Source organism: Microcoleus sp. S13_C5, from assembly GCF_036700845.1.
Classification (GTDB): Bacteria; Cyanobacteriota; Cyanobacteriia; order Cyanobacteriales; family Microcoleaceae; genus Microcoleus.
Window position 1 is genome coordinate 13,245 of the sequence record NZ_JAUBPR010000074.1, and the last position, 20,871, is coordinate 34,115.

At 44.8% G+C, this 20,871-nt stretch carries 12 protein-coding genes and 3 pseudogenes; 7 read left to right on the forward strand and 8 right to left on the reverse strand.

From position 1 onward, the window contains the following. Window positions 1–58: 58 nt before the first annotated feature. The 3 genes and pseudogenes from QUA04_RS18905 to QUA04_RS18915 all read right to left on the reverse strand — a co-directional run bounded on the left by QUA04_RS18905 (window position 59) and on the right by QUA04_RS18915 (window position 3,561). The gene (locus tag QUA04_RS18905; RefSeq protein ID WP_333259153.1) at window positions 59–1,261 is read right to left on the reverse strand and encodes a tetratricopeptide repeat protein; all 1,203 of its coding nucleotides are present in this window, start codon (window positions 1,259–1,261) and stop codon (window positions 59–61) included. 407 nt (window positions 1,262–1,668) lie between these two features. Next, complete coding sequence (locus QUA04_RS18910) at window positions 1,669–2,100, reverse strand: IS66 family transposase (RefSeq protein WP_333259156.1); 432 nt, start codon at window positions 2,098–2,100, stop codon at window positions 1,669–1,671. A 251-nt stretch (window positions 2,101–2,351) separates the two neighbouring features. Beyond that, a pseudogene (locus QUA04_RS18915) lies at window positions 2,352–3,561 on the reverse strand (ISAs1 family transposase). Window positions 3,562–3,706: 145 nt separating this feature from the next. Here QUA04_RS18915 and QUA04_RS18920 point away from each other — a divergent pair. After that, window positions 3,707–5,053 (forward strand): annotated as a pseudogene (locus QUA04_RS18920) (IS66 family transposase). 116 nt (window positions 5,054–5,169) lie between these two features. On the opposite strand, the pseudogene QUA04_RS18925 reads toward QUA04_RS18920, so the two are convergent. Beyond that, window positions 5,170–5,751: pseudogene (locus QUA04_RS18925) on the reverse strand (AAA-like domain-containing protein). A gap of 302 nt (window positions 5,752–6,053) precedes the next feature. Here QUA04_RS18925 and metK point away from each other — a divergent pair. From metK to QUA04_RS18950, 5 genes are all read left to right on the forward strand, one after another. After that, window positions 6,054–7,316, forward strand: a complete 1,263-nt coding sequence (metK, locus tag QUA04_RS18930) for a methionine adenosyltransferase (protein WP_333259158.1) — start codon at window positions 6,054–6,056, stop codon at window positions 7,314–7,316. A gap of 207 nt (window positions 7,317–7,523) precedes the next feature. Then, window positions 7,524–8,699 (forward strand): family 10 glycosylhydrolase, encoded by a 1,176-nt coding sequence (locus QUA04_RS18935; RefSeq protein WP_333259161.1) that lies wholly within the window; start codon window positions 7,524–7,526, stop codon window positions 8,697–8,699. 606 nt (window positions 8,700–9,305) lie between these two features. Then, a complete protein-coding gene (locus QUA04_RS18940; protein ID WP_333259163.1) occupies window positions 9,306–11,222 on the forward strand; it encodes a HEAT repeat domain-containing protein in 1,917 nt (638 codons plus the stop codon). A gap of 88 nt (window positions 11,223–11,310) precedes the next feature. After that, window positions 11,311–11,514, forward strand: a complete 204-nt coding sequence (locus QUA04_RS18945; RefSeq protein ID WP_333259166.1) for a hypothetical protein — start codon at window positions 11,311–11,313, stop codon at window positions 11,512–11,514. A gap of 427 nt (window positions 11,515–11,941) precedes the next feature. Continuing rightward, the gene (locus QUA04_RS18950; RefSeq protein ID WP_333259169.1) at window positions 11,942–13,906 is read left to right on the forward strand and encodes an ATP-binding protein; all 1,965 of its coding nucleotides are present in this window, start codon (window positions 11,942–11,944) and stop codon (window positions 13,904–13,906) included. Between the two features lie 317 nt (window positions 13,907–14,223). Here QUA04_RS18950 and QUA04_RS18955 read toward each other — a convergent pair whose 3' ends face one another. Together QUA04_RS18955 and ltrA are read right to left on the reverse strand one after the other, a co-directional pair. After that, window positions 14,224–14,409, reverse strand: a complete 186-nt coding sequence (locus QUA04_RS18955) for a ribbon-helix-helix domain-containing protein (RefSeq protein WP_333259172.1) — start codon at window positions 14,407–14,409, stop codon at window positions 14,224–14,226. A 280-nt stretch (window positions 14,410–14,689) separates the two neighbouring features. Next, complete coding sequence (gene ltrA / locus QUA04_RS18960; protein ID WP_333259174.1) at window positions 14,690–16,537, reverse strand: group II intron reverse transcriptase/maturase; 1,848 nt, start codon at window positions 16,535–16,537, stop codon at window positions 14,690–14,692. Between the two features lie 821 nt (window positions 16,538–17,358). Here ltrA and QUA04_RS18965 point away from each other — a divergent pair. Continuing rightward, complete coding sequence (locus QUA04_RS18965; protein WP_333259177.1) at window positions 17,359–17,841, forward strand: hypothetical protein; 483 nt, start codon at window positions 17,359–17,361, stop codon at window positions 17,839–17,841. Window positions 17,842–18,527: 686 nt separating this feature from the next. On the opposite strand, the gene QUA04_RS18970 is transcribed toward QUA04_RS18965, so the two are convergent. Continuing rightward, on the reverse strand, window positions 18,528–19,808 hold the full coding sequence (locus QUA04_RS18970) for an AAA family ATPase (RefSeq protein WP_333259180.1): 1,281 nt from the start codon (window positions 19,806–19,808) through the stop codon (window positions 18,528–18,530). Between the two features lie 280 nt (window positions 19,809–20,088). Beyond that, entirely contained in the window at window positions 20,089–20,676 is a 588-nt protein-coding gene (locus tag QUA04_RS18975; protein WP_333259182.1) for a hypothetical protein, read from the reverse strand. Window positions 20,677–20,871: the final 195 nt, after the last annotated feature.

A 20,871-nucleotide genomic window follows, 5' to 3' on the forward strand; every position in this document is an offset into this window, starting at 1 on the left:
TTTGCCTACAAAGGTTGCAGTGCGGCATCCGTATCCATCAATCATAGCTACCCTGAAATCAAGCTAAAAACCGCACTTCTTCCCGTATTGTATGCAATTTAGAGTCATTTTTGCATAATTTCCGGTATTTTGGCGGATTGAGTTCGATCGCCTTGGATAAGTTTTCGATCGCCAGCCGGATGCTGCTGGCTACAAGTTCCTGGCTGTTTGTGAGCTCGCCTGCTTCTTTTTCCAGGGCGTAAAGACAAGCTTTTTGATAGTACAGGTTGGGATCGTCGGGTTTGAGTGCGATGATTTTATCGTAGGAGGCGATCGCTTCGGTAAATCGTTGAATTTTTTTGAGGGCTATGGCGCGGTTGTACCAGGCTTCGGTGTTGTCTGGCTGCAACTCTACGGTTTTGTCCCAAGAGGCGACTGCTTCTTCAAAGCGTTGTAAGTTGGCGAAGGCTAAGCCACGGTTGTAAAAGGTTTCGCTGTCGTTTGGGTTGAGTGCGAGGGCTTTGTCCCAGGATGCGATCGCTTCTTCAAATTGTCCCATTTGTGCGATCGCCCTGCCGCGTTTGTTCCAGGCTTCGGCGGAATTCGGCCGCAGTTGCAGGGTTTTGTCGTAGGAGGCGACGGCTTCCGGGTAGAGTTTTTCATCGGCTAGGGCTAAGCCGCGGTTGTACCAGGCTTGATGCAAGTCTGGTTTGAGTTCGATCGCTTTGTCGTAAGAGGCGATCGCGGCTGTATTTTGGTCTGATTTTCTGAGGGCAAATGCTTTGTTGTACCAAGCTTCGCAGTAGTCGGGTTTGATGGCGATGGCTTTGTCGTAGGAGTCGATCGCTTCTGATAATTTCTCTAAGCTGACGAGTGTGTTGCCGCGGTTCGTCCAAGCTTCGGGGTAGCTGGGGTTGAGTTCGATCGCCTTTTCGTAGGATGCGATCGCTTCTGAGAGTCTGTTGAGCTTCCGCAAAACGTTGGCCCGGTTATACCACGCTTCGGGATTGTTTGGTTTGATTTTCAGGGATTGGTTGTAGGCTGCGATCGCTTCTTCTAGCTGGCCCAATTTTTTGAGGGCTACGCCTTGGTTGTACCACGCTTCATAAAATTTTGGTTCAAGTTTGATCGCTTCTTCCCAGGATTCGATCGCAGCTTGGAATCGTCCCATCGCTTCTAGGGCGTTGCCGCGTTCGTACAAGGTTTGAGCCTTTTGGGTGTTGACTGCTATGGATTTTTCCCCTGAGTCGATCGGCTTTTCTATGCTGGCTAATTTTTGCAAGGGGTTTCACCTCATTATTTTCTGTCTAATTGATTCTTTTCTTTTTTATATGCGATCTTTTTCGCTTTTGAGTGCTTTCGATCGCGACTATTTGGTTATTTATGGCAATTTTACAGGAATTTGGGGACTTTTTCAATTTTTTTCATTATAATTCTAGAGCTTGGATTTGTAGGTATAGATTAATACTAATTTTTTGAGCTGACTGCGTAGAAAAGAGGTAAGGATTCAGGTCTTTGATTGGGGAATCAGAGAAGGCATAAATAAGCCACAAGAATGGGCACATAGAGCATCACGGAAAAAATCTATGGCACGAATACCTTGAAACCGACAAGTCTCAATCACAGATAACAAATCAGCAGTTTGTTTCAACCGAGACTACCGAGCGGGAACCGCCAGATACCTTACGCTTAGTCACAGCCGAGAAGCACAGAACGTTCCGCCAAATTATTGTCAGGAGGAATGGAAGGGTGGTCTAAAAAATACCACCATTGGTGCGCTTTCTCACGTAATGAACGCAGTAAAAGTCCAGCAGCATAACCAACATGACCTTGCCAAGTATTTAACAATACTGCCACAGAGACCTTAAAGTCCCTCGCCCAAGTGTGATAATCGAGTTCTTCAGGGTGTTGGCGCCACTTTCGATGTTGTCGGAATGCCTGATCAATTAAATCCAAGAACGCAGAGGCGACGATAATGTTGTTACCGTGGCCCATCTGCAGAACTTTCTTAAAATGTCGCCGTAGATGAGCTAAACATTTCTGCAGAACTCCCACCTCAACATCTGCGTAGACGCTAAAATCATCAGAACTCAATACTCCAGCAAACTCATCCCCCAGCATTATCTCTAATTCTGCTGTAAGGATTCAGGTCAGGGGGTATGGACAAGGGTGACAGTTGAATAGTATTATCATAGCAATGCAAAAATATCTGCCTCCCCAACTAGACAGTGAGAAATTAAGACAGTTGGCAACGCCCGCAACTGGTAGAAATAATTATTAGACCTCTTGCAAAAAAAGTATGTGTTATCCTTAAAAGTTTGCTCAAGTTTAGGTCAAACTTTGAATTATTGGGCAGGGTAAGAGCATCTCAATCAGCCTTGACAAAAGGATTTGAGAAGAAGCATCATGTATTCATCATTCATTGCAGCCCGTTTTCTTTTCTGTCGCAAGCTACGCTTGAGAGTAGTTTCTTGATTTACAGCATTCAGGGACATCCGTCTGATAACAGCCAAGTTTCGAGGGCTATTCAAGGAGCGAATGCGAGATCGATCTTCATTGAAAGTGACATCTAAAACCCAATGTTCTTGATTTTCAATACTCCAATGTTGACGAATGACGCGACCATTCCGCTTTAGCATCTACGGGTAAGGAACTTAGGTAAAATTGTACTTCATGAGTGGTTTTGTTCCACAGATAACGGAAACGTTCTACTATAACAATAGTTTGAATATCTGTCCAGTCTTCTTGTTTGTAAAGCCCCCCGAGAACCCCCACTGGAACCGCCCAAACTTTTCGAGTTTCGATTCGATGATGTGCTTTTACCGTTCGGGAATCTTCACTCACTTCAATTCCCCCAAATTGGTTAGCTCTGGCTGTTTCAAACCAGGTTTTGACTTGTTTGTAAAGGGTTGGATGATTCTTTTTCAGAGTAACTACATAATCGGCTTTTTTTTGACGAATCAGCCGCACAATCTCGGTTTGAGTACCCATCGCATCCATCGTAATAATCGCTCCAGTGACATCGATTAATTCCAATAGAGCTGGGATAGCTGTGATTTCATTGGAATGGTTTTCAACTTTAACTTGTCCAAGTACCAACCTATTTTTACTCGCTCACGCTGTCACTAAATGTAAATTCTTTTCCCCAGTTTTTCGGTCATAAGACCCTCGGAGGCTTTTTCCATCAATCGGGATAACTTGTTCGAGAACTGGCCCAATTAATTGTTTAACCCATTGAGTCAACTTCTGTTCTAAAACTTTCGGGTCTAGCTTTTCAAAAACTCGTCGGAAAGTATCATCGCTCGGGATGCCATTGGGTAAGTCTAAAAATTTTTGCAACCATTGCTGCTTACTGATTCCATAATTTTCCATGTCTTCCCATCCCTCACCTCCAGCTATTGTAGATAATATAGCAATGACGAGAATATCTTTCAGTAAGTGACGTTTGGTTCGGTTCACTCTCGGGTCGGGTACGTCATCAAAATAACTTGATAAGCTTCCTTGTAACTCTTGCATAGAGATAGGTGAGGGCTTCTTCAGTAGTTTAGACTTTGGCCGGGCGGGCAGGAATCCTTTATCCATTGAGTTTTACCGCTTGATGACTTAGTTTTTAAAGCATTATAGAATTGCTAATACGTAAATACCACATTTTTTATATTTGTCTTTTTGTCAAGTACCATTTATACTAAATTAGATGAGCTTACCCTGAATTATTGGGTTGATTGGCATCTCCTTAAACTTGCCTAGCCTGCTAGATTATAAAATTGGCCAAACTTTCCACAATAGCACAAAATTATTTGGCAATAGGTCTATTGAGCAGGCGAAAGCTATAGAGCGGCTAAAATGCAGAGTAGTAGAACTAGAACAAGAAATAGAAAAGCTCAAAGTTAGTAGAGATTTAGACAGCAAAATATCCTCAAAACCACCGTCAGGAGACATCCTCAAAAAAACCCAGAACAAACCAGAGAATCAAGCATTCGAGGGCGAGACTTCAAAACGGAAACCAGGAGGACAACCAGGGCATCCGGGAAAAACCAGAAAAGGGTTTAGCAGAGTAGATAGGGTTGAGATTTTACGACCCCAAGAGTGTAGTTGCTGTGGCCAGAGAGAATTTGGGGCGAGACCAATAAAAATAGAAACCCAGCAAGTAGCACAGTTAGTCAACAAGCCAATTGAAATCGTAGAATATCAAAGATATACGTGTATTTGTACTAAGTGTGGCGAAAAAAAAACAGCCGACTGGTCACCAGAGATAGTACCAGGACAAGATATAGGAATCAGACTACAAGCTTTTGTAGGATGGATAAATAATTACGGGCATTTATCCTACGAAAAACAACAAGAACTCTTGTGGGAACTCGGAGAAATCGAAATTGGGACGGGAACTCTGGTAGCCACAAATGAACGAATAGATGGTGCAGTTGAAACACCTTGGGTTCTCAAAGGGGTAAAAGAATGGTTATGGATTTTTGCCAATCAGGATTTCGCTTTATTTCATGCGGCTGATACTCGTTCTCGCGCTGAATTAATATCTATACTGGGTTCATACTATGAAGGTGTACTCAGTTCTGATGGTTATAGTGCTTATGCGCTGAAAGCTCAACAGAAATGCCTAGCGCATCATGTCGTCACTTCAAGAAACTCATTAAGGTTCCCGGCTTACATAACCAAGAGATTGGGGCAAAATTTATCAGCCTGAGCGATGAAGGTTTTCACAACTATTCTTTATTCCAACAAATCCCAAACATTGAGCAATTCTTGAGTTGGACATCCGAGTTTAAAGTAAAAGTTGCATCTTCTATTCATTTATGGATTGCTCGTTCCGGAGGGGAGGCAAGTAAACTGTTACGCTCCTTACGAAATAAAACCGATCAATGGTGGTATTTTTTAGACCACCCGGAGATACCGCCTGATAATAATTCAGCCCAACGAACGTTACGTGAGAGCAGTCACAAAAAGAAAAGTTAGTGGAGGTTCCCGTGGGATGGAACGATTCCAAGATACTGGCAATTTATTCACAATTATACAAACTTGCCGTCCTCAAGGACGTTCTGTAATTGAGTTTTTTGACTAAGCTATAAAAGCGATGGTTAACCCTGCTGTGCAGACCCTATCTTTAATACCTTAAGTTTAGGTCTGAATCCTTACAAATGGAGATTGATTAAGATTCAAAGCAATATAAATTTATGTCTAATGAATGACAACGGTGCGGAGTTTTTGCCAAATTTTGCTAGCGCGAGCTTGTTCGTACCAAAAACGGATGACCGACAGAAATTATTGATCAATATTGGTCTCTTCAAATACTCTCTTTATTTCGTGGATTACCAAGACAATAGGACTATCAATTTCTTCCCTCAAATAGTTGTCCAAGTAAATAGTGCAGCTTACCTTGCTGCCGATATCTTCATCCCAGAATTCATCAATATTTGGTTCAAGTTTGAGTTGCCGATCGACATTGAAACAAAGCCAGCGCAAAAATTTATCTAAACTAGCAAAAACCGCTGCGTCGGCTTGCTGAAAGTCTACAGTTACTGTGCGGTATCCCCGATCGACTGCCGGGTGAATTATCCGCAGCATCAGCGAACTTTTGCCCATTTTTCTGGGAGCTTTAATGCGAACAAGGCCTCCGGGTTTGCTAATTTCTGTACAGGCCAGGGCTTCGGCCCCTGAGGGATCGATATAAAATCGAGAGTCAAGCGGTATGGGGCCACCGGGAAAATCTAGGTCGGCAACTGTTTGGATCAAGTTTGGTGATTTTTGGAGTCCTGCCATAGTCCTTGCACAAGGCGATACCCTCACTGTATCTTACCTTTGTCAGGTTAGGGGGTAGACGGGCGGTATCCAAGATCGATCGACAATCCTACAAAATCTAAGTTTTTAGGGACTTCCCGGAACTGACTTTGCTATAGTAGTGTCACTTTACCCAATCTCAAAACCTGCTTCAACACGACTCTGCAGATCGACAAAAATTCGACGGTAGCCCAGACGCGATCATTCTTGGCCTTTACCGGAAAAATAACTCGTCGGTCGTGGATGTCGCGCAGGAAGAGCCCCTATCTAAGGAGATATAATCATTGTCACGCCGCTACCTGTTTACCTCCGAATCTGTCACTGAAGGCCATCCCGATAAAATCTGCGATCAAATTTCAGATACGATTTTAGATGCCTTACTGACCGAAGACCCCAAAAGCCGCGTCGCAGCCGAAGTTGTCGTCAACACCGGCTTAATGCTGCTGACGGGCGAAATTACCACTAAAGCTCAGGTAAATTACATAGAATTAGCCCGGAAAAAAATAGCCGATATTGGCTACATCCACGCTGACAACGGCTTTTCAGCCAATAGTTGCTCAGTGTTGGTGGCTCTTGATTCTCAGTCTCCCGATATTGCTCAAGGGGTGAACACAGCCCACGAAAGCCGGGAACAATCGAGTGAAGAGGAATTAGACGCCATCGGCGCAGGCGACCAAGGCTTGATGTTCGGCTTTGCTTGCAACGAAACGCCGGAATTGATGCCTCTGCCGATCAGTTTAGCGCACCGGATTTGCCGTCAACTGGCTGCAGTCCGCAAAACCGGTCAGTTATCTTACCTGCGTCCCGACGGCAAAAGCCAAGTTACAGTAATCTATGAGGACGGCAAACCTGTTGGCATAGATACGATTTTAATTTCTACCCAGCATACCGAAACGATCGGCGACCTCACAGAAACAGCCGCAGTTCAAGCCAAAATCAAAGAAGACCTTTGGGCTGCTGTCGTCCAACCCGTGTTTGCCGATATTAGTGTCAAGCCGGATTCAGAAACTCGCTTCCTTGTCAACCCCACTGGCAAATTTGTCGTCGGCGGGCCTCAAGGAGATTCGGGTTTGACGGGCCGCAAAATTATTGTGGATACCTACGGCGGCTATTCCCGCCACGGCGGCGGCGCTTTTTCTGGGAAAGACCCCACCAAGGTAGACCGCAGCGCGGCTTATGCTTGTCGCTACGTTGCTAAAAATATCGTAGCGGCTGGTTTGGCCCAAAAGTGCGAAGTGCAGTTGAGTTATGCGATCGGCGTTGCGCGGCCTGTTAGCATGATGATCGAAACTTTTGGCACTGGGAAAGTTGATGACGATCGCCTTCTAGAAGTTGTGAAGCAGCATTTTGAACTGCGTCCTGCGGGAATCATTCAGGCATTTAACTTGCAGAATTTACCTGCTGAAAGAGGCGGGCGTTTCTATCAAGATGTGGCGGCTTACGGTCACTTCGGACGCACTGATTTAGATTTGCCTTGGGAGGAAACTGATAAGGCGCAACTTTTGAAAGAAGCTTTGAGCCAGAAGTTGTCTGGAGTAGCTGGATAGTACAATTTTGGGGCGTGCACTGCGCCCCTTATCCGTAAATAATATCGGGTGCTACCAATGAATGTAGGGTGCGTACTACGAACCTTATCCATAAATAATATAGGCGGTTCTTCGGCGGCTATTATCCATAAATAATACCCGGTGCTACCAATCAATAATAACGTAGAGGGTTCAATACCCACCTTAACAGGAAAAAAGAATAAATAAATGGGATTTTTCACACCTTTCCAATCAGCAATTCGCAGTTTTACCTCTTCCTTCCAACAGCGGTTGGCGACGACTGGATTTGCTGCAACAAATCCAGCAACGCTGCCAAGTTCGTTTGCGACTAACAATCCTGGTGGAATTCGTGGCGTTTGGATACCCACCACTGATTGCAAAGTTCTCACCTCAAAAGAGCGAATTGCTGAGGCAATGGACTTTCTCGCCGATACGGGATTTAATACCGTTTTTCCTCTAATTTGGGGTCAGGGTTATACGGCTTATCCTTCTAAAATTATGCGAGAAAAATTTGGGGTGGAAATTGACTCGCGCTATCAAGGTCGCGACCCCTTAGCAGAAATATGTGTTGAGGCCAAGAGAGTTGGTTTAAAAGTTATTCCTTGTTTTGAATACGGATTTGTGAGTTCTTACAATCGCAATGGCGGTTATTTGCTGGCGAAAAAACCTGAGTGGACCGCCCGTGATGCCAGCGGCAATTTACTTAAGAAAAATAACTTTGACTGGATGAATTCTCTTGACCCGGAAGTGCAAGACTTTGTGCTGGGGTTGATGCTGGAAGTTGCTAAGAATTATCCGGTAAACGGGGTTCAAGGAGACGATCGCATTGCGTTTCCGGTAGAAGGCGGTTACGACGAAAAAACGGTTAAACGCTATCGAGAAGAATGTGGTAAAGCAGCGCCATCGGATTGTAAAGAGCCACATTGGCTGCAGTGGCGTGCTAATATTATTACTGAGTTTGTAGCTCGTTTACACCGAGAAGTGAAAGCGATTAATCCTGATTTGTTGCTATCGATGTCGCCGAGTCCTTATGACTGGGGACTGGTGGAATATTTGCAAGATTCTAAAGCTTGGGTTGACAAAAATTTGGTAGATTTGTTTCACCCGCAGTTTTATCGCCGCGATTTTAATGCTTACAAACAATTGGTCGATAAACTGATTGGGGGACAGCTTAGCGGGCAGCAAGTAAAGTGCGTGTCGCCCGGTATTTTGTTGACGAATCGAGCCAGCAAATATACCATAACTCCCGAGCTGTTGTTGCAAGTAATTGCTTACAACCGCTCTTGCGGGATTCAAGGAGAAGTGATGTTTTTTTACGAAGGTTTGCGAGAGAACGATAACGCTTTGGCTAAGGTTTTGAAAAAAGGGCCCTATGCTCGTTGAGAGATTGTCCCGCAATCAAGCTGTTTCCGGTTGGCTGCGGTCAATCGATTTTAGATTGAAGTATTGAAGTATTGAAGTATTGAAGTATTGACCCCACGGATAAATTTGGCGGCAAGTTTCATCGGATACAGGTTTTTTATTTCTGGACGGATGAATCCGGGAGCTTGTATCCTGGATGCTTTCGGTCAATCGCGCCGATCGCTATTTCAAACCAAGTTGGTATAAAATGAGATGTTGCACCATTCTCAATAAGCTTTGATTAACAGGCTGTCCGGCCTGTTCCACAAAGGGTGAATTTTATTGTGGAACAGGCCGGACAGCCTCTTGCTGGCAATGGTGCAAGATGTGAGTATAAAATGATATAGCAGAGCTAGGCAAGTTAAAAGCGCAGCGATGCCAATGAGCAAGCGCAACTAATTATCAAGGTCATTGCCCAAACAAACCCAATAATTAATAATTGGGGAGTTGCAAAAATAGTGGAATAAGACATATTTTAGAAGTGGGTGCAAGCTTTTTTTTAGAAGTAGCGTTTTGTAGACGCCATATTTTTTAAAGACAGTTTAAAAGAGCAATCTCAACCGCTCGCGAAAATATTAGGATAAATCAGTGAACTCAGCAGCAAGCCTCATCCAACAGCTACCCGAGCTCAGCGATGCTCAATTCCATCAAAAATATTTGAAACAAAAACAAGGGATGCGAACCTTGGCGACTATATTGCCGCAAGTAGAACAGCAAAGTCTGGCTTTGCGGGCAGTAAAATTAGCTCTAAAAGTAAATTTAAAACTCGGCTCGAAGCTAGCAGGAACGGTAAAGCCAGAATTTCAAATAGCCACCATAAAATTAATCGAAAAAATCCCCACTTCGCCGCTGCTCAAAATTCAACTGCTGGCCCTAACAAGTTCCGATATGGCAATTCCGATGCTGGTGGCCGCATTGAACCACAAAGAAAGTGCAGTGCGCCTTGATGGGATTCGAGCGATCGCAAAAATCGGCTCCGAAGCAGCAGTAATTGAATTAGCCCGATCGCTCGAATCCAAAGATTCCCAAATCCAAGCTTGGGCGGCTTGGGCTTTAGGAGAAATTGACTCGAAACCAGCAGCCGCAGCACTGCTCAAAGCCATCAAACACCCAGACTCCGGGGTGCGCGCCTGGGCTGTTTGGGCCTTGGGCAAAATTAACCCGAAAACAGCCGTTCCCGCGTTGCTGAAAGCCCTCAAACACCAAGACTCGGAGGTGCGCTGGCGGGCAGCCGTCAACTGCGGGAAAATCGGCGTTTCTGAGGTAGTTCCCGGGCTGCTGAATGCCCTCAGAGACGAAAATCACATTGTCCGCGCTAGGGCTGCCGCGGCTTTGGGGAAAATCGGCGATTGTGAGGCAGTACCAGGCTTAGTAGAATTGCTTCACGATGATCCTGACTCCTATGCAGTTTCTTTGAGAGCAGCCGAGGCCTTGGGACAAATTGGCACGGAAACGGCTGTGGCCGGGCTGGTGCAAGCCCTCAACCATGACGACTCAGACGTGCGCGGCAGTGCAGTTTCTGCCTTGGGGGAAATCAGCAGCGAGGTGGCTATGGTGGCCGTAATCCGATCGCTCTCGGATCGAGACATTTTCGTGCGCGGCAGGGCGGCGGTTGCCCTTGGGAACATCAATACAGAGGGAGATGCGAAATTGCAAAAAATGGTCGTCGCGGGACTGGCGAGCGCAATTGGCGACAGCGAATCTTATGTGCGGTGGAGAGTTGCTGCTGCTTTGGGGGAAATTGGGACAGAGGAAGCTGTGGCAGGTTTGGTGCGGCTGCTGGGGGACGAAAATTCTGGAGTGCGCCAAAAAGCTGTTAAATCCCTCGGTCAAATTGGCTCAACGGCTGCTATTTTGGCTCTGGAAACAGCTTTAAATCGCGAATTTGCTGACGTTCGTGCCCTGGCAGCCCAATACTTCGCCGATGTCAGCACTCAGGCAGAAACAGTTGATTCTGAGCCCTCAGTCTCTGCAGATTTCTCGGATGAAAAACTCCCGGAAATCCTGATTGCTTCGCAAGTAGAAGCCAGCCAATACATTGTTGAACGCCCTGCGCGACGCGAGATTAAATACCTGATCTCCATCGGCAGTCCGGGTGTGCCCGACCCCAAAACTTTTCATCAAATCCCGAACCGAATGTGCCTGGAGTTTAACGACCTCGACACCCCCGTTGACGACCCCGATCAAATCTTGCCTACCCTTGAGGATGTACGGAAAATTATTGAGTTTGCCCTCAAAATGCCGTCGCAGGGAAGCAGTTTGCTCATCTGCTGCCAAAGTGGGATCAGCCGTTCAACGGCAACAGCTTTGACTGTTTGTGCTGCGCTGTTGGGTCGTGGCAAAGAACGGGAAGCTTGGGCCTTGGTACTCGCCGCCAGACCCCAAGCCAAGCCGAATCGCTGGATGGTACACTTGGCCGATGAAGCTTTGGGTAGAGACGGTAAGCTAGCACGGGCGATCGAATTGACTACCGTAACTCCAGAACTCGCAATCGCCCACAGTTGACTCGCAGAAACCGGGTTTCTTTTCGTAAGCCCTACAGTTATACTCTACTAACGACACTTCACCTCAGACTTGTCTTTGCGGGGCAACGATGCCAAAAGTCGATCGCCAGGGTGCAAAAGTTCGATCGGCTGCTGCATTTGTGACATTCTGTGCTAATAAGTTGTCGGATGCTCAACAAAAACCGTCAAGCAATCGTCGCATTGCTGGCAGCCAAAGTCCAAAGCGAAGGAATCGGGTGCATTGTCAACAGACAATATCAGCTTTGGGCTACTCACAGGCAAAACAGGTCTGAGAGAATTTTCTGCCTGTAACATTCCACGCAGGGATAATTCACTGCGGGGATAAATTTTTATTTTTTGCCTGCTACAGACTTTTACGAGTCGAAAAAGTAATTTGGCAACAGTCATCAACAGCCTAATTATCTCTTAGACCAATTTTTTATGAGGCCCTGTAGAATCTGATCCTCCCTAGCCCCCCTTAATAAGGGGGGGACAAGATTCCGCTCTTTCGTCTCCCTTCTTAAGGGGGATTTAGGGGGATCGAGATATGTGCAACTTCACATTAAATTGGTATTAGACATCAACCGAATTTAAGTTTCTCCTCTGACTCGACAAGAGTTTCAGATGCTTTTTCGCAGATGTCTACAGTCAAATACACAAGCTTTTCCGTTTGGAGAACTTAAGAGCGTGGTAGATTTTAACAGAAGACAGGGGTTGCATATGTCAAAAATTAACTTGCTAAAAAAAACAGGACACGAAGCAAGTTTATCGGTTGCCGTTTGGGAAGACCAGGGGGAATTCAATCCAGACTTAGAACCATTTAACCCGCCGAAAAAAAACGTGAAAACGCGAAAGGTTAACCCAAAACATACCAATTTAGGTAAACAGATGCCAGTTTTTATTTCCGGAGAAGTGGCTTCTGTAGAGACCGTGAAGAAAAAACAATTCAACCATGATTTGGGAGAAAAAATATCCTTAAAATTCAGGAAAAGTTGGCCATCTAAAATTGGTGGTTTGCCTATCCATCAAAAAATTGGCTACGGGTATTTGCTGGCAATAGGAATCGGCTTTTTTGGATCGCTGAGCGGACTGGTGATTGCCGATTACTACCAGGGCCAAGGATTAAAACAACTCAATGATGCTCACCTACAAGCGCAATTGCTCGGCAATTTTAAAGATGCAGCGCTGGCGGCACAATTGCAGGGTTCACAGCTAGATTCTTTTGTAGATAATTCGGCCAAGCTAAAACAGCAAGAAGAGCAGTTGGTAAAGAGTATTGTTCAGGCAAAAAATATGCAGTTGCGTATAGAAAAGTTTGCCGACAGCCAACCCGCTTGGCTGGCAGCAAAGCCGGAATTTCTCAAAACTTTGCTGCAAGATTGCACGGAAAATTTAGAAGCCTACGCCGATAGTCTCAAGTCTACTTTGCAGACAATCCAGCAATCGCAACTATCGCCTCGCGAGATAGAGTCGGCCAGAAAATTGCTTGCAATCGAAAGCGGAGAAGGTGTAAAACAGCTCAACAGCAGCCTTGAGGAATTGAGCAAAATCCTCGAAATTGCCCAGCAGCAAGAGGGCCAAGGCGGTGAAGTGATGGAAGACGCCCAAGGAATGGAAAAAGCCATAATCATTATTAGTATGCTGCTGTCGGTAGTGGTGGCTGGAATGGTGGCTTACCGGACGAGTCGGGCGATCGCCAAACCTGTTATCAGCGTCACTCAGGTGGCCGAACAAGTAGCCGCTGAGTCTAATTTTGACTTGCGAGTTCCCGTCACCGGACAAGGCGAAATCGGCTCTCTGGCTGCCTCTCTCAATCACCTAATCGAGCGGGTTTCGGGACATACAAAAGAATTAGAACAAGCTAAGGAAGTCGCCGTCGTCGCTAACACTGCTAAAAGCCAGTTTTTAGCAAATATGAGCCACGAATTGCGGACGCCTTTAAATGCGATTATAGGCTACAGTCAACTACTTTCAGAAGATGCCCAGGATGCGGGATTTGATGAGTTTTTACCAGACTTGCAGAAGATTGAAAAAGCAGGCGGGCATCTGCTATCTTTGATTAACGATCTCCTTGATTTGTCAAAAATTGAAGCGGGGGGTATGAAACTCGAAATCCAGGAGTTTGACATCGAATCCCTGGTTGATAATGTTGCGAGTGCCGCGAAACCGTTGCTACAGAAAAATGCCAATGTTTTGGAGGTTGAGTGCGATCGAACTGTGGGCGTAATGCACGCAGATTTCAAAAAAGTGCGCCAGGTTTTGATACATCTGCTTAGTAATGCTGCGAAGTTCACCAAAAACGGCAAGGTGAAACTGAGTGTCAGGCGCATTGCAGGAAGTGGCAAATTGAATGCAGCAGGGCGATCGGCGATTGACGATTCAATTGCTGCCGATGAAACTGATTCTGGGGCGATCGCTTGTCCCCTGCTGAATGTTCAAGACTCGGATTGGATTTGTTTATCTGTTAAAGATACCGGAATTGGAATGTCGGAAGAACAACAACACAAATTGTTTGAAGCTTTTGTGCAAGCTGACTCTTCAGCGGCGCGACAGTACGACGGCGCCGGATTGGGGCTGACACTTAGCCGCTACTACTGTCAGATGATGGGCGGGGAGATTTTGGTAGAAAGCCAAGAGGGGAAAGGGTCTATTTTCACTGTCCGTATACCAGCAGGAAACGGGTGATGTGATGTTTGGGCGAGAGATGTAGGTGGTAGGCAGAGAGAGGGGCGAAAATTTATGTTTCAAACCTCTGGCTTTATGTCCAAATGCTTTAGTCTGGCTAGTGCGGGCGATCGCACTCTATTAATTCTAATTGGTTATTTTGCCAATTCAAACAGCACAAACCGCTTGCTCCTGAACTCCAACCTAAGTCTATGCCGATAAATTTCATATAGTTCTGGACGCACGGGTGGTCAGAAACCGGGTTTTTTTGCCAAATACTTCGTTACAGCCGCCAAAAACCGCAAAAAACCCGGTTTCTTTGGCTTTGATGCGTCCACTCAACTTTTCTCCTGTTTCTGATCGGATGGTGGGGACTGTTTTTGCATTTGTTTTTGACGTTCTCTCACCGCTTGTTCCAAAAGGAATGCTGACAAGCTGCTGACTGAACGGCGTTCATCTTTAGCCCACTCCTCAAAGAGGTCATAAATTCCATCAGCCAAATAAGTGGTTAAGCGTTTGGTCATCCGAGGCTCAGTATTTTCTTGTCTAGGGCGATCATCAGTGTGCTGTATCTGCGCTATCTTGTCGAGTTCACGTCATCTACGACACATATATGTAACGTTTAAGTGGTATAATCTGATAAAGTCAAAAGCCAGCGCTGAACTTTCCGAGGGCTCGCGCTGGCTTAGGGCTCCCCAAATACAAGGAGACAATCCACATAAAAGGAGAGGTAGGGTCGAGAGAGAATATTACTACCCTCTCCCTCCCATTCGGAACCGTGCTTGCCAGTTTCCCAGCACACGGCTACTCGGGTGTACTCTTGTTATTTGAGGGCTTCCCCTTCTTTCGACTTGTTGGTTTCTTTCCTGAAGATACGGGTTCCAGGTTTTGTTTCCTGATTAATTCCAAGTCGGTTTTAGTTTTAACATCGTGACAATGCCGATGCAATAGTTGAAGATTTTTGTACTCATCCTTACCTCCAATGGCTCTGGGGACGATATGGTCAACTTCCATTACATCTTCATTTCTGAAAGTAAATTCGCAATGAGAACATTTACCCTTCTGCTTTTTTAACAGCAGTGCCAATCGACTTGACAATTCAGGATTTTTCCCCATCCTTGAACTCCAATAAACCAGGTCGCCATCGTAAGGACTTTTATCCCCTTTAACTTTCACATAGTCGGTGCTGCTACACTCGAATTCACTATGCTTTAGTAACCGAAGGGGGTTCGCTCCCTCTTTTTTGGTTGAGAATACCCAGTTCTTACCGCCAAAAGAATGCCAATACAGTCGATGCCCTGCATTGGTATTATTTTTACAGCGGCGTTTTGCCCAACGTCGAAGTTTCAGGTATGTGAGGTCATCCTGTTTAGAGAGTTCTCCAACGGTTTTAGCGTCAGAGCTTGTATAGAAAGAAGTCCATCCCCTTATTACAGGGTTTAGGTCTTTAATTAACGCCGATTGTGGCGATGACCTATGTTTTTTGATGATTCTTCCGATTTCCTCTTGGTGAGCCTTACTTGACTTCTTATTTGGGGTAATGAGTATTTTAAAACCTAATATCTCACCGTGCGTACTTAAACTGCTCCGATGTTTTCCAGCAGGGTATTGTCTTATGTGATGACCTAAAAAGTCAAAACCAGCTTTACCATCCTCACTTAATTCATCATTGAAAGTGTGAGTTAGCCTCGTCTTCTCAGGTTTTAATTCTAAACCCATGCCAGCTAACCATTCCGAAATTATCTCCCGGCATCTTTGAACTACGAGCTTATCTTTGTGTAAGACCACAAAATCATCAGCGTATCTGATGAAACTCAAGGAATTTACTTTGTCTCGCTGGCTTTCTTGATGACCACGCTTGTTTTTCAAGTCTATGGTTCTGGCATATTCCATGAGTGTATTTTCAAGCCCGTGGAGGGCAATGTTTGCCAATAGTGGAGAAATTACCCCACCCTGTGGCGTACCCTCAGATGTTGCAGTGAACACTCCATCGTCAATTACTCCAGATTTTAGCCAGGATTTTACTTGTCTCCTGACTTTGCCTTTTATATTCAACTTTTGGAGTAGTTCATAATGGTTGATGCGGTCAAAACACTTGGCTATGTCTGCATCTAATACAAACTTCGCTTTATGTTGAATACAGGCTTTAATCTGCTTAATCGCATCGTGGCATGACCTGCCCGGTCTGAAACCATAACTGTTAGGCTCAAAAATTGCCTCCCATTCCGGCTCAAGTGCGGATTTTACTACGGCTTGTAAGGCTCTGTCGTACATTACGGGTATACCCAGCGGGCGTTTTTCATTACTTCCTGGTTTTGGTATCCAAACTCTTCTAGTCGGTTTAGATCTGCCAGTTAGCTTTAATTCCCTTGCCAGTTCTAGACGAGCTGCTGGGGGCAAGCTTTTTAGCCCATCCACTCCTGCCGTCTTTTTTCCCTGGTTGTCCTGAGTGACCCTTCTTACTGACAAAATCCTATTAGACCAAGACCTCATCAGCGTCTTTTGAAGTTTACGAACTTTCTTGACATCTCCACAACGGTTAGCCGCGAAAATGCGTTTTTGCAACTTGAAAACATATCTTTCGGCTTGACGCCAATTAATAGCCTTCCATCCCTCTGTATTTGTTCCCAAATCAGAATTAGGCTTGTTCATTACTAATTGCACCTTTTCACTTAATCACCTTCGCGGTTTACGTCTGCATATCCTGGGCATTACCCCATCCCTTTTTCGGCATTACCTGTTATTTCAGGTTAGGCATTAGCTTCTTAAACCATCCCAGCCTTTCGCAGCTTATAGCGTGACAGCCTACCTCGACAATCGATTTGATGAGGAGCATACAAAAGGATTACTTCGTTCCTACTGTCCATTGATTAAATCCGTTAGGGTTCGTCTTTTCCGCCGGGGTTCTAGGTGGTGCGCTATCTCGGTATTAGAATCCTGATAGTCCTTACCCTTGTCAGATATTCCTGACCCAGAAGTTCAGATTTTTCTGACTAGCTTATATCCTCTGGTACCCTATTACGACGGTTGTATCGACAATTCGTTAGCTTGCGCTTCTACCCCACGACTTCATTACTTTCGTAATGATTCGGTTATAGGATTTTTGCTTGCGGTGTCGGTATTCAGCTATCCCGATTGACCGCTTTCACCTCCGCTTTACACAAAGGTTGTCAGTCTTTGTGTAGGAGAAACCAGATTCATATCGGGCTCTTTGTGTGCTTTCAATCACGCACCATGATGTCAGGACTTGGTTTATTATGGATTTTGGTTATGATGTTGGCTTGCACCTTTATCTTTCCCGTTTTACCCTAGTTGTCTTAGCTAGATGCTCGACTAGGTTTCCTCACCTGCATGAAGAGTAAGTTGTCATCGATGGGGGATTAAAGTGCGAACTCTAACCCTGATGGGTTTACCCCATCGCTGCTAGCCATCCCCCCTTTCGGGTTTCGACTAAACGAATCGCACCTATTACTATGGTAAAGCCTGTGAGCGACGGCAGCGAATATACCCGCGGCTATCAACAAGCTGTGAATGATTTTGGCATCACGCAACTGCTGTCGGGTATCCGCAGCTATTCTGATGAGGATTTTGATGCCGATCGCGCGCGCATGACTGGGCCAGAGATCGAAAGCTTTGCGGTGTTTCTGATTCTGCGCGTCGGGGCGAATCTCAATGGAAGTACGATCGCCCGCTACCTCAACACTCTCAGAAAAGCAAATTCTCCGACGATCGCCGATCGCCCCGCGATCGAACTCAACTCACATCCGCGAGGGAAAACACCTGAAAAGTCAAAGGGGGGCGATCGCACTTCTTGGGCGATCGTCCGAATTTTACCGAATGCTGAGCACTATACAATTGCGCGTTTTGTCAATCGCCAAGATGCGGACGATCGGCGGAGGGCTTTGTGTCGGTTTATTCCAGGGGGTGTGTTTGAAGTTGTGTGCGATCGCACCTAAGAAATAAACACAAATGACGGGGACAATTGTAGCGACTCCGCATTAACTCCGTCGGGGTTTTAACCCCTGCCTCATAGCGAAAGTCCTCGCTATGAAGACTATAAATAACTCTTTCAGTCGTCTGAAGACGACTTCAGCTATTAGACAGGGGTTTCCACCCCTGGCGAGCCTCGGGAGAATGAAACAGCCTTGGCATGATTGACTGTCTCAATAAACATAATAACAGCCCCTAGAAAAAACAGGTTTAGCTTATACAAGTGCTTAAATCATACTCATCTTGAATATTTTTGACGCGGAAACTACCATTAAACTTTTTTTAAAACTGACTTTGTATGTGCTGTATACTTGTTGTTTGTCTAGGCACACGAGTAGACACGACAAAACATAGCTTCTTGATTTTTTGGGGATTGTCCGAAAGTAATTTAATAGTTGATTCTATTTGTGCAACTGCATGGACAATATCGCTTCCCTTCAACTCTACATAGATTTCTACTTCATCCGAAGGCATAAGTGCGTAGTCACAACGCAAAGTCTCGTTGTCACTGATAACGCATCCATCCACCTTAATTATTAATATTTTGTCTTGATTCGGGTTGAGGAAAGTTATTTTACTTTTGTTCTCGTGCAATACAATTTTTGTGTCATATCTATATTCCTCACACTCTGGAAGACTTTTCATATACGATTCAAACTAAGTTCAGAAGTTGCTCGAATTCAATAGCTAGGTCATCAGACACAGAATCAATCACTTTTGCATCTATTAATCCAGTCTCAGGACACACAATACTACGGCATTTTCCATCCATTAAAACATAAGCTGAGAGATCGGAAACATCTAGTGATTTGTATCTAGACACAATTTTTTCTAATTGACGCTGCACATCTCCGCTTGATTCTTGATAAAGGATACCAGCCTGGAGTAAATTATTAAGTGCTGTTAGGACATAGGGACTATGGGTAGTTATGAAGAATTGAAGTTGCTCCTTGCGATAATTAAATACAGTAGCGATCAACTCGACAATATTACGCTGTGCGCTTGGAAATAAATGCGCTTCTGGCTCCTCAATATACACTGTTTGCCCGATAGGCGAGGAAGCTAAAAAAGGTAGTGCAGCTAGCATAATTGTAAGAGGCAATGTTTCCTGTTGACCGGAAGATGAGTTTGCAATACTAATGCGTCTCCCATCTGCAACCTCCAGAAAATCTTTCCCTTTCTCATGTACGTGCTTCCCACATAGAGACTTCTCGATTAGCGTGTTTATTTCCTCTTGTATATCTTTTTTTTCAAGTCTACCTCTAGATATTAGACGCGCACTTTTTATATTTTCATATATTGAACCAAAGTCCCTTAGAAATGGATCTAGCGCGTTACTGCTCGACAGAAAAGAAAAAATGTTTATCTGAAGAATAGAGAAAAAAGAACGACCCGCAGGAATAAAAAGCTGATTGAAGGCTGCCTCTCGACAGATAAATCTGTCTAAAAAGTTTACCAAGTGCTCTCTTAAAACTTGTCTTGTTAAATATAACCTATCAAGATTATCATACTTAGCATTTTTGTCAGAGCTTTGATATTTTGATTTTTTTAAAAAATTGCGTAAGTCTGTTAGTTCTTTCTTGAATAATTCGGAATAGTTGAAAAAAATCTTGCCTTTAATATCCTGTTTCCTACTAACTTCTATAAAAACATTTGCAATTTCATACCGTATGAAAAAATCTTGTTCTCCCCAAGAATCGGGAGGAAAATATTCCTCGAACTTCTTAGAATAGTTGGAATCTAGGTTGCGTTTGGTCTGCTCGTTCTCTACAACCGATAAAATTTCCCATACGAAGTTCTTAAAATAGAAAAGAAGTTTGGCGCAAACACTTTTACCACTGGCTTGGGGGCCAATGAGTATATTTATGCGCTTGATCTCAATCTCCAAATCTGTGATACCAGCAAAGTTTTTAACTGTTAATTTTTCAGCCATAACTGGAATTCAAGCACGCTAAGGGATTCTATTATATTTTAACATTCAATTTTGACCTTCAGTGTTAACAATTCTACTCCTGAGTCAAATAAACGGAATTAGCCACCTTAGCATGATCCTACGGTACCAAGATACCAGTGATTTCCTTGTTGAGTGCCGCATAGCCTTCTGAGTTAATATGCAGAAAATCTCGACTGTATTTCTGGTCCACAATCCCCTGGGAATTCGCCAATACGGGGCTGCTATCAAAAACAGTTACTCGATCGCCTCCTCAATTGCTCTAAACTCTCCCCCACAAAGCCAAGCCGCCGCCCCTTCCCCTAGCGGCAATTATCCCCTCTTCTACCAGAAAATATGCAAAAAATGCCTGCTTCCCCACACTCAAACTAAAAAAATCCGCCTCCCGCGCTTCTCCACCGCGAATAAATCCTTGATACACAGTTTTACCCAACAAATTCACGGTAATTCTGGTAAAATCAAAAGCTAAAATATTTTTATTAACCAAAAACTTAGTCGGCCCCGAAAGAGTTAGTGCGATCGCCCCAACTTGCACCGAATTCTCCACCCTGCCGATTTCGCCATTCTCTTCCCCTTCAGCAACAGGTTCGGCCGCATAAGCAATTTGAATTTTCGCAATCCACTGAGGGATGTAACGTCCCGCACCCAACACAATCCCCGCTTTTTGTCGAGTCTTTTTTGTGCCGGTGATAAAGCACAGTTGCCAGTTGCCGGTTAATTGCTCGAAAGAATAGCGAATTTTATTTTTTTTCGCGTTTTTCTCGGCTTCTAGGAGAGCGGCGACTACAGCGTCGGGAGATGGTTTAGAATTAGATTGGGCAGCTTGTTCTAGAATAGATAGATGTTCCATTTAATAATAATATACAGATTTGTATTTTAAGGGTGGTAGCTGAGTCGAACTCCCCCTAAATTCCCAAAAAAATCGGGGATTAGGGGTTGACTTTTACAGCTTCTTCGCCCTGATTAAGGCTATGCCTTACTCACATCTTTCTTAACAAAGGTGCTCCGGCTTCAGCCGGAGCCGTCCGGGCGCTGGCTGCCTTGG

Bases quoted from the DNA above. Each gene is read 5' to 3' on its own strand.
- QUA04_RS18910 (WP_333259156.1), bottom strand. From the start codon at position 2,100: ATGCTGGGGGATGAGTTTGCTGGAGTATTGAGTTCTGATGATTTTAGC.
- QUA04_RS18970 (WP_333259180.1), bottom strand. From the start codon at position 19,808: ATGGCTGAAAAATTAACAGTTAAAAACTTTGCTGGTATCACAGATTTG.
- QUA04_RS18945 (WP_333259166.1), top strand. From the start codon at position 11,311: ATGCCAAAAGTCGATCGCCAGGGTGCAAAAGTTCGATCGGCTGCTGCA.
- QUA04_RS18950 (WP_333259169.1), top strand. From the start codon at position 11,942: ATGTCAAAAATTAACTTGCTAAAAAAAACAGGACACGAAGCAAGTTTA.
- QUA04_RS18965 (WP_333259177.1), top strand. From the start codon at position 17,359: ATGGTAAAGCCTGTGAGCGACGGCAGCGAATATACCCGCGGCTATCAA.
- QUA04_RS18975 (WP_333259182.1), bottom strand. From the start codon at position 20,676: ATGGAACATCTATCTATTCTAGAACAAGCTGCCCAATCTAATTCTAAA.
- ltrA (WP_333259174.1), bottom strand. From the start codon at position 16,537: ATGAACAAGCCTAATTCTGATTTGGGAACAAATACAGAGGGATGGAAG.
- QUA04_RS18935 (WP_333259161.1), top strand. From the start codon at position 7,524: ATGGGATTTTTCACACCTTTCCAATCAGCAATTCGCAGTTTTACCTCT.
- QUA04_RS18955 (WP_333259172.1), bottom strand. From the start codon at position 14,409: ATGACCAAACGCTTAACCACTTATTTGGCTGATGGAATTTATGACCTC.